Origin of the sequence: Roseobacter sp. N2S (assembly GCF_031454055.1) — a bacterium.
Taxonomy (GTDB): Bacteria; Pseudomonadota; Alphaproteobacteria; order Rhodobacterales; family Rhodobacteraceae; genus Amylibacter.
The window spans coordinates 161,276-174,407 of record NZ_JAVDQB010000002.1 but is presented as its reverse complement, the minus strand read 5'-3'; the positions used below and the strand labels follow the sequence as shown (position 1 = coordinate 174,407).

Sequence of the window (13,132 nt, the reverse complement as noted above, 5' to 3'; positions counted from 1 at the left end):
CAGAAGCGGAGTGCCCCTTGGCCGTCCAAGACCCACCTCGGTTAGAATTACAGCAGATCACCCGCAGTTTTGGCGGGCAGACGGCGGTGGCGGATGTGTCGCTTACCCTTGAAGCGGGCGAGGTGATTTGCCTGCTTGGTCCATCGGGCTGTGGCAAGTCGACGACCTTGCGGATTGCGGCGGGCGTGGACCGCCAAAGCGGTGGCGCGGTGTTGATTGACGGGGCGATTGTGTCGGATGACCGCCACCATCAAGAGCCGGAAAACCGTTCTATCGGGTTGATGTTTCAGGATTTTGCGCTGTTTCCCCATTTGGATGTGGCGGGTAATGTGGGCTTCGGTTTGCGCGGTTCAAAGGCTGAAAAAACCGCAAGGATTGGCGCTTTGCTAGAGCGGGTTGACCTGCAGGGCTATGGTGGGAAATACCCCCATGAATTGTCAGGCGGCGAACAACAGCGGGTGGCTTTGGCCCGCGCCCTTGCGCCCAAACCCCGTGTTTTGCTGATGGATGAACCGTTTTCCGGCCTTGATGACCGTCTGCGCGACGAGGTTCGGGATTCCACGCTGGAACTGTTGAAAGACGAGGGCACGGCGGTTCTGCTCGTAACCCATGAACCGGTTGAGGCCATGCGAATGGCCGACCAGATTGCGCTGATGCGCGATGGCCGTGTGGTGCAAATGGGCGCGCCCTATAATATCTACAACGCCCCTGTGGACCGCGCAGCGGCAGCATTCTTTTCAGATGTGAATGTGGTGTCGGGCGTGGTGAAAAACGCGCTGACAGAAACGCCGTTTGGTCAGTTTCTGGTACCCGGATCCAAGGACGGTGACGCCGTTGAAATCATCATTCGCCCCCAGCATCTGCGGCTTGATTTTGACCGGAACGGGCGCGGGCCGAACCCGACAGTGGAAGAGGGCACCCCCGCACGCGGTATCGTCAGCCGTGCGCGGTATCTGGGGCATCATTCACTGGTGGAATTCACCATGGATTATGACGGGTCCAGTTTGCAGGTGACGGTGCCGGGCGTTTTCCTGCCCGAAGCCGGACGTGCGTTGTGGCTGTCCATGCGCCGTGACCGCTGTTTTGTGTTTCCCAAAACCTAGGTAGTTCCCAAAGGTGTGAAGGCGCTGTGAAACGGGCGTCAGTTTTACGTGAATAATGCGGTTCCCTTGGGTAAACTCGTGAAACCGTCCCTAACTGTGATTATTGTCACTTTTCCATTCGAAATTCGCAGGCTAACTCAATCCATTGATTGCGTTTGGAGAATAAAGTGTCTGATTTTTTAGGTATAGCGCGCGACCCAAATAGTATTCCGGTTATGTCCCTGATTTGTAACGGGATCGGGGTGCTGGGTTTCATGATTTACATGACAAACTATACCATGGTGACCTTTCAGCGGATCGACAGTCGCGGGCTGTTGTTCTTTTCGTTGAACACTATGGCGGCGACATTTGTATTGATCAGCTTGACACAAAACTTCAATCTAGCTTCGGCCTTGATCCAGATCGTCTGGATTTGCCTGGGGACAATTGCAATCAAAAAGCGGTGGTCTATGCGTGATGCAGCCCCGTCACACCCGCAGCTGGACCGTGCCTTTGGTGCGGTCCAGCGCGAAAATGGCGCGATCTGATAGAAAATTCCGTCTGAATCCCCCCGAATGCCGCCGTTTCGGGGTTTGAACCCCTTTCCAAAAATATTAAATGTACCCCGTACTGCACTGGCGCGCTGGATCGCGCCGCACTCGGAGACTTAAAATGCTACCTACACCTATGTTCATCCAAAACATCGGCCTGCCTGGCCTTTTGTTGATTGCTGTTGTTGTGCTGGTCCTGTTTGGCCGTGGCAAAATTTCCAACCTTATGGGCGAAGTGGGCAAAGGCATCACATCGTTCAAAAAAGGCGTTGCTGAAGGCAAAGACGAGCTGGAAACCGCTGCAATGGACGACGCCAAAGACGTCACACCTGAAAAAGACAAATCCTGACCTTTGTGATCAGCGTGGAGCGCCTGTATGTTTGATATTGGCATGTCGGAAATGGTCGTGATCGGCGTTGTGGCGCTGATTGTGGTCGGGCCAAAAGACCTGCCGCAAATGTTCCGCCAAGTGGGGCAGTTTGTTGGAAAAGCGCGCGGAATGGCGCGGGATTTCCAACGGGCAATGGAACAGGCGGCGGATGGAACGGGTGTGAATGACATCGCAGCCGACCTGAAAAAAGTCACTTCTATGAAGAACCTTGGTTTGGATGAGGCGACTAAATCTTTTCAGAACTATCAGAAAAGTTTCGAGCCTGAAAAAGTAGACGCAGCGGCTGAAAAAGCCCGTCGTGATGCTGCGGTTGCGGATGCCAATGCAGCCGCTTCCAAATGGCCACCCGAGGGTGTGCCCGTGGTTGAAAACTCTGAAGTTGTGGAGGAGGGGACAGGCACAAAAGCGCCTGCAGCCAAACCTGCGACGAAGGCGGCTGCGGTGAAAAAGCCTGCGGCCAAAAAAGCGGCGACTAAAAAGCCTGCGGCCCCAAAAACCGCTGCAAAGAAGCCTGCTGCTGCCAAAGCGCCAGCCAAGGCACCAGCGAAATCCGCGACGAAAGCCGCACCCAAGAAAGCTGCGGCGAAAAAACCGGCGGCCAAGAAACCCACTAAGGCGGCTGAGACCAAAACATGAGCACGGATGATATCGAAGACAGCTCGGCCCCTTTGATCGAGCATCTGGCAGAATTGCGCACGCGGTTGATCAATTCTGTTCTTGCCTTGCTGGCAGGCGTGGTGATCACCTTTTATTTCGCCGATCCGCTGCTGGATTTTCTGGTACGGCCCTTGGCAAAAATCCTGATCGAATACGGGCAAGACCCGACGCTGATCTTCACCTCCCCCCAAGAAAAATTCTTTGCTTTCTTCCGCATCTCCTTTTTGGGCGGCTTTATGATTGCTTTCCCCATGGTGGCTTATCAACTGTGGCGGTTTGTGGCGCCGGGGCTTTATAAGAATGAAAAGGGCGCTTTTTTGCCCTTTATGGTTGCGTCGCCGCTATTGTTTTTGCTGGGTGCGTCATTCGCGCATTTTGTGGTGACGCCACTTGCCATGCGGTTCTTTGTGGGTTTCGCCGATATTATTCCGGCCCTTGCAGATGTGATTGCAGGCGGTGATCCGGACGTAATTCCAGCGGATACTTCTGACATCAAAACCGTTATTCTGCCGTCGATCAAAGAGAGCCTTGATCTGACCCTGAAATTCATCTTTGCCTTTGGGATTTGTTTCCAGCTTCCTGTTTTGTTGACTCTGATGGGGATGGCGGGATTGGTCAGTTCTGCCGGTTTGCGATCCGTGCGCAAATATGCGGTTGTTGGCATTCTGGTACTGGCCGCAGTTGTGACGCCGCCAGATGTCATCACTCAAATGATTTTGTTTACAGTGGTTTACATGCTGTATGAGATTTCGATCTGGCTGGTGGTCATGGTGGAACGCAAACAAGAAGAACGTCTGCGCCAAGAAGGCTTGGCCGACGAGGACGACACAAAACACCCTGAGGAAATGGAATGAACCAAGACGCTCTGACGCGGATCGCTGAGGCATTGGAACGCATCAGCCCGCGCCCGATGCCCGCCCCTGATTTTTCACAAGCGGATGCTTTCGTGTGGCATGTGGGGCCGGATCGGCTGGAACCTGTTGCCAAAGTGAACCGCGTCGATATCGGGCTTTTGGTCGGCATAAACCGGTCACGGGATATTCTGATGGAAAACACCTTGCAATTTGCCCGTGGCTTGCCGGCTAACAATGTTCTGTTGTGGGGCGCGCGGGGCATGGGGAAATCATCATTGGTGAAGGCCGCCCATGCCGAAGCAAACCGCGTTGTTGGCGGTTTGAAACTGGTGGAAGTCCAGCGCGAGGACCTGCCGTCCATCGGGCGTTTGTTGAATGTGTTGCGGGCTGCCAGCGAGCGGTTTTTGTTGTTTTGTGACGATCTTAGCTTTGGTCATGATGACGCCCATTACAAATCCCTGAAAGCGGTTTTAGACGGTGGCATTGAAGGGCGGCCCGAAAACGTTTCGTTCTATGCAACGTCGAACCGCCGTCACCTGATGCCACGCGATATGATTGAAAACGAACGCTCAACTGCGATCAGCCCGTCTGAGGCGGTAGAGGAGAAGGTTTCGCTTTCGGACCGGTTCGGGCTGTGGCTCGGGTTTCATCCCTGTGATCAGGACCAATATCTGGCGATGATCCGTGGGTATTGCGACGCCTATAAGATTAAGATTTCGCACGACGATTTGCGGTCCGAAGCGATAGAGTGGCAGCAGACCCGAGGCAACCGTTCAGGCCGCGTGGCCTGGCAATATGTGGTTGATCTGGCCGCACGGCGCGGCGTTCATCTGGACTAAACCTATCAGACTAAAGTGAAGCGCCTTCGGGCGCTTCGTTGTTATTAGAGGGTTTTGAAAGGTGCCTCCGGCGGGGATATTTCTGGAAAGAAGAAGCCGCGGGGCGGCTTTGATCAGGCTGAGATGCTGATCAGGTAGAGCGCGTAGCAGCCGTAAGCGCCCAGCAGCAGCACGCCAATGAAACGGCGCATTACAGTGATGCGGATACAGGCCAGCAGGATCACGGTCATAAGGATCAAAATAGCCATATCGACCCAAAGAATGGTGGAATAGTGAAAGGTTTTGATCGCGCCCGACAGGCCGAGAATCCCCAAAATGTTAAAGATTTGGCTGCCTGCCACATTGCCAAGGATCAGGTTCGGGCGCTTGATGCGAGCGGCGGCGATGCAGGATGAAACCTCGGGCAGGCTGCCGCCAGCGGCGATGATTGTAGCGCCGATCACGGCCTCGGATATGCCGATGCGGTTGGATAGGGATACGGCGAAATAGACGGCGAGATCAGAGAAGTAAGCCATCGCGATTGCGCCACCTACAACGAAGGTTACGGCCAGCCACAGGCCTGTGCTGGCGTCGTATTCCTCGTCGTCTGATCCGTCGGCGCTGCGGATCGAACTGTACATGTAATAGGCAAAGGCTGCCAGAATTGCGAGGCTGTAAGCGAGGCTGAAGTATGACGAGAAATAGCCGTCATTGCTAAGTAGAGTATTGATCAGCAGGGCCACGGTGGCGAACAGGCCGACGATGATACTGCGCAGATATTCTGGGCGGGCCCGATCAAATCGCAGCAACAGCCCAGCAACGCCGATGCCCAGTCCGATGTTAACGATATTGGACCCGATGATGTTGGAAATCACGATGTCGCCTGCGTTTTCGAGCACGGCTGACACGTTGATCGCCACCTCTGGCGCGGATGTGCCGATGGCGACGATGACCGAGCCGACAATAAATTCGGGCACAGACAGGCGTTGCGCAATCGCGACAGCACCTTTGACGAAATACCCAGCGGAAACAACGACAACCGCCAGACAGAGAGGAAGAGCCAAGAGAAGAAAGATCATTGATTGGCCCAAAGGTAACCTCATTTACGTCAGAAGACACATGTGGTTACGCAGGTAATGATCCCCCCTCGTGGGTGCAAGGGGGGCGGGTGGAATTTTACAGGTGTTTTTCAGCGTGTTGCGGTGGATTAATCCAGCGCGAAAGACTGTGGGTTAACCCGCGCGTCCTGATGTTGTTTTTGGCGCATTTGTACACGCAGGCCTGTGGTGTTCAAAAGCGCGTCACTGGAGTGGGCTGTTTGCGTGGTGGGGCGTGTTGATGTTTTGAAATCACTCACCAGATTGCGTTTGAAATAGATCAGATTGTCATCGCCTAAGTGGCCATAAATAATCGAGATCACCTCTCCGTCAGAGTCGCGGTTTTGTGCGACTGTGGCAGATCCCAGCGTAAGGGCCAAAACTGTTGCGGTGCAAAGGGTCAAGGAATTTCGCATCGTTTTTCCAAATTTTGTGTAATATGGGAGCAGGATATTCAAAATCGCGCCAAAGTAAAGCCGATTGATCCGGTGAGGCGCGGCCCGTCACCCGAGTTGCCGGTCAAATCTCGCACCCCAAACCGCAGGGAAACACCTGTGCGCGGGATTCTAAAGGCAGCCCCAACGGTTAGATTGCGTCCGTTCCAATCGGCGATCAGGTTCGTGTGATCGTTAAGTTCTATTGCCAGTGCGCCGAACAGGGTAGTCCCATTGACGCCATGCCCCTGTGCAATATCGCGAGGCGTTTTTTCGGCGAAACGGCCTGTGCCTGCGCCAAAAGTAAGCACGCCATCGAACGGCATAGAGGAGCTGTCAGCGTCAAAGGCCAGACTGGCCACCGCATAGAAGCTGGATTGTCCATCGGTCTTTTGCACGAACAGGTTTTCGCCGCCAATGGCTACGGAAAGACCATCTGTCAGATATCGGCTGAGCGCAAAGCCAAAGGACATGCGGTCGGTGTTTCCAAGGTCGGACAGATCATTCAGCGACACTCCAATGGACACACCGAGCGTGTCAAAGGCGTTGCCAAAAGACAGACCAAGGCCGATGCCGCCGTCCGGTTTATTGGTGTAAGGCACGCGGGACACGCCGCCAAAACTGACGCTAAGGGCAGGGCGGCTGTTTTGGGTTACAAAGGCGGCAGGCCCATAGGCAGAGGGTACGGTCAGGGTATGGCTCGCCCCGTTAGGCAGCGGGACTTTGGCAGCGCGGTACAGTTCCAGCACAGTGCGTTGGTCCTGAAGTGAAGTTTGCCGTAACGCCCGCTTCAGTGCCCGTTCAGAGCCAATATGTTTGGTAAAACCAAAGCGTTTTGTCTGGTCGTTCAAGCGCAGGATATTGGCGGCGTGGAGCGTTGCCAGATCGTCAATTCGCACAAGAAAGCCAGCAATATCAACCGTATCAAACGCCCCGCCGCCACGCAGTTCGTTCAGTGTAGTTGGTTGTGCGCAGGCAGGAGCGGGTGAAAAAAGACAGCCGATTATTGCGGGTAAGCAGGCCCCAATCAGCCTTGAACGCAGGGTGCGTGGGTGCGGTTTACCCGTTATATGCGGTGAAGGCCGCGTGTTTAAAAAGGTTTTCATCAAAATGTCCCGCTGGGTCTGCCATCAGGTGAAGTTGGCTTTCCCAAACGGGACGCTCTGCTGCTATCTTGCCCGTGTCCTGTGTTTTGGGCAAGTCTTTGCTGGATCGCGGCGGTTTTGGGGCGCTTAAAGCTTTGGCATCCCTTTGGGGCGCATCAGACGTTTTTGGGCAGCGATGCGGAACGGCGCGTTTGGTGCGCCATATCCCTTATACCCGTCGCGCCGTTGGATGATTTCAAAAAATATCCCCCCCGCGAACGGGCGGGAGTAAAATTGATAGAACCCGCCCTCTGCGTCTTCGTCATAAAGGATATTCCCAGCTTTCAGGCGGGCCAGAACATCCGGGCACAGGTCAAACCGCGCGATCAGGTCAGCATAATAGTTGTCTGACATTTCAAGGGGTTGGAAGCCGCGTTTTATCATCGCATCTGAAGTGGCAAAGATATTATCCGTGGTCAGCGCAATATGCTGAACCGAGGCGCCAAAGCTGTCTGCCAGAAAATTACCCGCCATTGTGCGGTGGGTTTCTGCTCCGTTCAAGGTGATGCGCAAAGCGCCGTTTGTGGTTTCCAAAGCCTGACTGCGCACCAGCCCGTCCGGGTCCACCACATCGACCATTGCGGATTTGTCCATGTTGAACAGGGTTGTGTAAAACAGCGACCAGCTGAGCATTTCGTCATAGCCCATGGTCTGCGCCAGATGGTCGATCCCGCGCAGGCCAGCGCCCGCGTCATTGGTCTTGGACTTTTCAAATTCAACCGACCAGACATCCCGAAGGCCGCTGGTTTCGTCGATGAAATGCAGCACGCTGCCGCTAAGTCCACGGATCGCAGGGATGTTCAATTCACCCGGTTCCACAGGCTGACAAAAGATATTTGCGCCAAGGGCAGTGGCCCGCGCTACGGTTTCAGCGGCGTTATCTACCGTTAGTCCAATGTCACAAACCGTTGTGCCATGCATGGTATAGGCGCTGCTGGCATAGCCCGAGGTTTCGCGGTTCACCACAATGCGGATGTCGCCTTGGGTCCATAAGGAAACCTCTTTGGAAATATGGGTGCCGGACTGTGCAAAGCCCAAACTGTGCAACATGGTTTCCAACTCGGCGGCTTCTTCATCGCGTGAAGCGAATTCGATGAAAGACACGCCTTCCACCGTGCGGCGGGCGGGCATTGCAGGGGTGGCAACCTTTAGGGTTGGTTCCGCGCGGGACACGTCATCCATCAAAGCCACAAGCGAACGATATCCGTCTTTGGCGATGGTCCGCGCATTGCCGCCGCGAAACTGGTCGTTGAAAATTTCTAGTGAAATCGGGCCGTTATAGCCTGTGGCCATCACCGCTTGGGTGAAATCGGCCACGGCCAGATCGCCTTCACCCGGCATGTTGCGAAAATGGCGGGACCAGTACAGCAGGTCCATTTCGATGGCAGGGGCATCGGCCAGTTGCACAAAAAAGATCTTGTCGCCGGGAATGCGGCGGATGGTTTCAGGGTCGATTTTGCGGGCCAATGTGTGAAAACTGTCAAGGATCAGGCCGACGTTTTGATGATCCGTGCGGCGCACAATTTCCCAAGCATCGCGGTGGTCGTTGACATGGGTGCCCCAAGCGAGCGCCTCATACCCCACACGCAACCCGCGTTTTGCCGCCCGTTCGCCCAATTCATGAAAATCAGCGGCGGCGCGGTCAATGCCGCCCAAAGCGGCAGGATGGGTGGTGGAACAGATCAGCACCAGATCGGTGCCCAGTTCCTGCATCAGGTCAAATTTACGCTCTGCGCGGTCAAAGGCTTTGGCCCGTTGCGGATCGGGCAGGCCTTCGAAATCGCGGAAAGGCTGGAACAGGGTGATGTCCAGCCCCTTGTCGCGGATCATATTGCCCACATCTTTGGGTGCGCCGTCATGGGCGATGAAATCTTGTTCAAAGATTTCAATCCCGTCAAAGCCCGCCAAAGCAATGGCGTCCAGTTTTTCGGGCAGGCTGCCTGAAATCGACACTGTCGCGATAGAGGTTTTCATAATGCGTCTCCTTCAATTCCGTGGCGCAGGGCGGTTGTGTCCAGCGGGACATCGGTGAAAATCGCCCAAGCATCAACGCCTTGGCCAAAGAACAACTCGTAGCCAGAAATCACGTTTAAACCAGCGGCTGTGGCGTCTTGCAGGAATTGGGTTTCAACGGGGGTGTAGACCGCATCAAAGGCCCAAGCCGCGCTGGTCATGGCGCTGGCGGGTAGGGGGGTTCCGCCGATCCCGACCATGCCCAGGGGCGTGCAGTTGATGATCCCATCCGCGCCTTTTGCGGCCTGTTGCGGATCGGTGAAGGTTTCGATTTGCGTGTCGGTTCCAAGCGCGCGCAGGGCGTTCGCCAGTGTTTCAGCTTTATCCGCGTCCAGATCAACGCAGCGGATCACTTGGGCCTTCAGGCCGATCAGCCCGAACGCCACCGCTTTGCCCACACCGCCAGTGCCGATCAAACAAACGATCCCTGCGGGTTTGTCCCCCCGTTCGGCGCGGTAGGCGTGCATGAAACCTGTGTAATCGGTGTTAAAACCCTTTGGCCCTTCTGGGTCAAAAACCACCGTATTCACCGCCCCAATCGCCCGCACCAGCGGGTCGGCAACGGTGACTTTGGCGGTCACCAGTTCTTTATAAGGATAGGTCACGTTGATGCCGCGATAGCCGCTGTTCAGCGCCTGATCGAACACCTCGTTAAAGGTCAGGCCCATGTCCTTGGGGATCAGCCGGTCATAGGTCACATCCAGTCCCGTCAATTCCCCTGCCGTGCGGTGCAGGCGCGGGGATTTCGAGCGGGTGATATTATCCCCGATCAGCCCCAGTTTCACACGTCTGGCTTGGGGGGCGGTCATGATGTTTCCTTTCGGGAGAAGCGGCGTTTCATCTTGCCCCAAAGCGGTGTCTGGCTGACGAAAATCAGAATAACCGCAAGGAACAGAACTAGGGACAGCGGGCTGGTGACGATGCCTTCCAGCAATTTGGGCAGGCTTTCCCGTTCTGAGATAATCGCCCGCCGCCAGTTATCATCCAGTAGGCGCGACAGGATCACACCAAGGATCACCGGACCCAGCGGATACCGGTAGTGTTTCATGAAATAGCCCAAGACCCCAAAGCCCAGCATCCAATAAACATCGGTGATGGAATTGTTCACCGCATATGCCCCCACGATGGACAGCAAAAAGATCAGCGGGATCAGAACAGAACGGGGCATTTCCACGATTTTGGTAAAGACGCGAATGCCGGTCAGGCCGAAAATCAGCATAAAGAAATTGGCCATCACCAAGGCGCCAACGATGAACCAGAACATATCGGGCTTGTCGATCATCAGCATCGGGCCGGGGTTCAGCCCATGAATAAACAGCGCGCCGATCATGATGGCGGTGACCGCATCGCCCGGAATACCAAGGGTCATCATCGGGATGAAGGCCCCGCCCACAGCGGCGTTATTGGCGGTTTCAGGGGCAACCAATCCCTCCATCGCACCTTCACCAAAGGGGACTTCAGGATCTTTGGTGATGCGTTTGGCATGGTCATAAGCCATCAGCGCCGCAATATCGCCCCCCGTACCGGGAAGGGCGCCGATGATCACCCCGATGCTGGATGTTTGCAGCGAGAGTGGCAGGTATTTGCGAATAACGCGCCACGACGGGACAATCCGCCCGACCTTTTGTTTCACCGCAGCTGTGTCAACGTGGTGCAACTGTTGCAAGGCCTCGGATACACCGAACATCCCGATCATCACTGCGATAAAGGAAATACCGCCTTGCATGATTGGGATGTCAAAGGTGAAGCGTTGGGTAAAGGTCAGCGGGTCCATGCCTACAGCCCCAAGCCCGATGCCGAACGCGCCTGCAAAGATGCCTTTGACAAGGCTGCCGCCTGAAAGCGAGCCGACCAGAAGGATCCCCAGAATGGCCAGCAGGAAATAATCGCGCGGTTGAAAGCCCAGCGCAAAATTTGACACGAAGGGGGCTGCAAGGGCCAGCACGCTGATACCAATCAACCCGCCAAAAAACGACATGACAGTTGTCACCCCAATGGCAACGCCGGCCTCGCCCTTTTGGGCCATGGGATAGCCGTCCATCGCTGTGGCAATGGCCGAGGGCGCGCCCGGAATATTTAGCAAGATCGCTGTGCGCGAACCGCCATAGACGCCGCCCATATAGATGCCGATCATCAAGGAAATCGCCGGGTAAACATCCCATGAAAAAGTGAATGAAATCAGGATCGACACAGCCATTGTCACCGACAGGCCGGGGATCGCCCCCACATAGATGCCTGCAAGTGTGCCAAGCCCTACCAGCAACAGCAATTGCGGTTGGGTCCAGACAGTCAGGAAAGCCAAAAGGGTCTCGTACATCTTAGGTGCCTCCGGACAGTAGGGCGCGGATGAAAGCAAGTATCTCGCCCTCGGGGACGATCCCTGCGGGCATCAGAACGGTGAAAACAATGCGGAAGACCAAATAAATGGCGATCAGGCTGAACAGGGCGATGCCAATGGAAAACACCCATGATTTCTGGCTGAGGTATTTGATCGTAAGGATCAGGAAAATCGCCGAGGTGGGCAGAAAGCCGAGGGGTTGCAGGGCAAAGGCATAGGCAATCAACAGACCTGCAATCACCGCAATGCGGGCGGGTAGAACGTCCACAAAAAAGCGTCCTTCCCCTTCGGGTGTGGCGCGGAACGTGCGGATCAGTACCAAAATAGAGGTCACGACCATGGCAAGGGTTGTGGCGATTGGTATGGCTCCGGGGGCGCTTAGGGCCTCTAATCCGGAAATGCCATAGGCGCTGTACAGCAGAAACAGGCTGGCACAGGTCAGGAAAACTGCAAATATCAGCTCTCCGGGTTTGCGGTGTTCGGGATGTTGCATCATGACCTCTTGGTTCGGACAGGAAAACCCGTGTCCGTGGTTAAGATGGCGTCGTCCAATTCACCAGAGCAGGGCGGCGCATACAGATTTTTGAAAGAATAGAAAAATAGGGTCGGGGGCGGTAAGGCCCCCGACCGCACCCGTTACGGGCGCTCGATGCCGAAATCTTCGGGAGAGTTTTTTGCAAGACCAGCGTCAAACATCAGCCAGGCTGTGTTGCGCTGCCATTTGGTCAGGAAGTCCTGCGCCTCGGTGCCAGAGATGTTCATCATGGTAAAGCCGCGGCCATCCATCAGTTTCACAAAATCAGGCTGGGTTGCCGCATCCGCAAAGGCAGCTTGCAGTTTGCTTACCACATCATCGGGTGTGCCTTTTGGGGTAAAGACGCCAAAGAACGGACCCCAAGGCAGGTATTTTTCATACTCCGGGTTTGTGGATGTGATGGCGGGAACGTCCGGCAGGGCTGGGCTGGCGGCTGTGTCAAACAGCGCGATCGGCTTCATGGTACCTGCGCGGATGCCTTCAACTGCGGCGCCCAAAACAGCGGGCATCACGTCGATAGCGCCGCCTTGCAGGGCGGTCAGGGCTGGGCCGTCACCGTCGTACGGGACAAAAATCACCGGCAGGTCGGTTTCGGATGTGATCATTGCGGTCACAACAGATGGAACACCACCCGGGCCGGTTGACCCGAAACGCACTTCGTCCGGGTTGGCGGCGATATAGTCCAGCATTTCGGGATAGGTGTTGAAGGGCGCGTCAGGGTTGGCCACCAGAATAGGTGTGCCCCGTGCCAGCAGGTTCACAGGTGTGAAGTCTGTATAGTCTTTATTGCCAAAGCCCATGATCTTATAGAGCATCGGGTTTTCTGCGCCCATCAACAGGGTGTAGCCGTCAGCTTTGGTGCCAGCTACGTGGTTCAGCGCAATCGCGCCAACGCCGCCTGTCATGTTCTGCATGACAACCGAGCCGCCCAGAACCTTTTCGGCGTGGGGTGTCACGGCGCGCATCACCGTATCGGTTGACCCACCGGCCCCCCATTGAATGATCCCTTGGATCTCTTTTGCTGGATAATCCTGTGCGGTTGCAAAAGTCGTGCTTAGGCCAAGCGCAACAATCGCGCCAAGTAATTTGCGAGACATCATGGTCCTCCCTTTGTGTCAACAACCGTCGAGCCATCCGAATCGTTGTGCGGATCGACGGGAACCTCTGTAAAATGTACGATACGGTTAATTTGTCAACATAAATGTACTAACTGGTAC

General features: G+C 55.4%; 14 protein-coding genes. 6 read left to right on the top strand and 8 right to left on the bottom strand.

The window, feature by feature from the left end:
• The first annotated feature begins 17 nt into the window (after positions 1–17).
• The 6 genes from GGE09_RS06805 (at position 18) to GGE09_RS06780 (ending at position 4,374) form a co-directional block, all read left to right on the top strand.
• Positions 18–1,103, top strand: coding sequence for an ABC transporter ATP-binding protein (locus GGE09_RS06805; protein WP_309745211.1), 1,086 nt, complete (start codon positions 18–20; stop codon positions 1,101–1,103).
• 167 nt (positions 1,104–1,270) lie between these two features.
• On the top strand, positions 1,271–1,630 hold the full coding sequence (locus tag GGE09_RS06800) for a hypothetical protein (protein WP_309745209.1): 360 nt from the start codon (positions 1,271–1,273) through the stop codon (positions 1,628–1,630).
• Between the two features lie 124 nt (positions 1,631–1,754).
• On the top strand, positions 1,755–1,982 hold the full coding sequence (locus GGE09_RS06795) for a twin-arginine translocase TatA/TatE family subunit (protein WP_309745207.1): 228 nt from the start codon (positions 1,755–1,757) through the stop codon (positions 1,980–1,982).
• Positions 1,983–2,009: 27 nt separating this feature from the next.
• Positions 2,010–2,660, top strand: a complete 651-nt coding sequence (gene tatB / locus GGE09_RS06790; protein WP_309745205.1) for a Sec-independent protein translocase protein TatB — start codon at positions 2,010–2,012, stop codon at positions 2,658–2,660.
• Positions 2,657–3,535, top strand: a complete 879-nt coding sequence (gene tatC / locus GGE09_RS06785; RefSeq protein ID WP_309745203.1) for a twin-arginine translocase subunit TatC — start codon at positions 2,657–2,659, stop codon at positions 3,533–3,535. Before tatB ends, tatC begins: the two co-directional genes overlap by 4 nt.
• A complete protein-coding gene (locus tag GGE09_RS06780) occupies positions 3,532–4,374 on the top strand; it encodes an ATP-binding protein (RefSeq protein WP_309745202.1) in 843 nt (280 codons plus the stop codon). Before tatC ends, GGE09_RS06780 begins: the two co-directional genes overlap by 4 nt.
• Before the next feature lie 113 nt (positions 4,375–4,487).
• On the opposite strand, the gene GGE09_RS06775 is transcribed toward GGE09_RS06780, so the two are convergent.
• The 8 genes from GGE09_RS06775 to GGE09_RS06740 form a co-directional block, all read right to left on the bottom strand.
• Positions 4,488–5,432 (bottom strand): sodium:calcium antiporter, encoded by a 945-nt coding sequence (locus tag GGE09_RS06775; protein WP_309745200.1) that lies wholly within the window; start codon positions 5,430–5,432, stop codon positions 4,488–4,490.
• A 128-nt stretch (positions 5,433–5,560) separates the two neighbouring features.
• Complete coding sequence (locus GGE09_RS06770; protein WP_309745198.1) at positions 5,561–5,866, bottom strand: hypothetical protein; 306 nt, start codon at positions 5,864–5,866, stop codon at positions 5,561–5,563.
• 38 nt (positions 5,867–5,904) lie between these two features.
• Positions 5,905–6,783 (bottom strand): hypothetical protein, encoded by an 879-nt coding sequence (locus GGE09_RS06765; protein WP_309745196.1) that lies wholly within the window; start codon positions 6,781–6,783, stop codon positions 5,905–5,907.
• A 333-nt stretch (positions 6,784–7,116) separates the two neighbouring features.
• Complete coding sequence (locus GGE09_RS06760; RefSeq protein ID WP_309745194.1) at positions 7,117–9,003, bottom strand: TIM barrel protein; 1,887 nt, start codon at positions 9,001–9,003, stop codon at positions 7,117–7,119.
• On the bottom strand, positions 9,000–9,851 hold the full coding sequence (locus GGE09_RS06755) for a shikimate dehydrogenase (protein WP_309745192.1): 852 nt from the start codon (positions 9,849–9,851) through the stop codon (positions 9,000–9,002). Before GGE09_RS06755 ends, GGE09_RS06760 begins: the two co-directional genes overlap by 4 nt.
• Positions 9,848–11,359, bottom strand: a complete 1,512-nt coding sequence (locus GGE09_RS06750) for a tripartite tricarboxylate transporter permease (RefSeq protein WP_309745191.1) — start codon at positions 11,357–11,359, stop codon at positions 9,848–9,850. The genes GGE09_RS06755 and GGE09_RS06750 overlap by 4 nt, the downstream gene beginning before the upstream one ends.
• A gap of 1 nt (position 11,360) precedes the next feature.
• Positions 11,361–11,873 (bottom strand): tripartite tricarboxylate transporter TctB family protein, encoded by a 513-nt coding sequence (locus tag GGE09_RS06745; protein WP_309745189.1) that lies wholly within the window; start codon positions 11,871–11,873, stop codon positions 11,361–11,363.
• A gap of 143 nt (positions 11,874–12,016) precedes the next feature.
• Complete coding sequence (locus GGE09_RS06740; protein ID WP_309745187.1) at positions 12,017–13,012, bottom strand: tripartite tricarboxylate transporter substrate binding protein; 996 nt, start codon at positions 13,010–13,012, stop codon at positions 12,017–12,019.
• Positions 13,013–13,132: the final 120 nt, after the last annotated feature.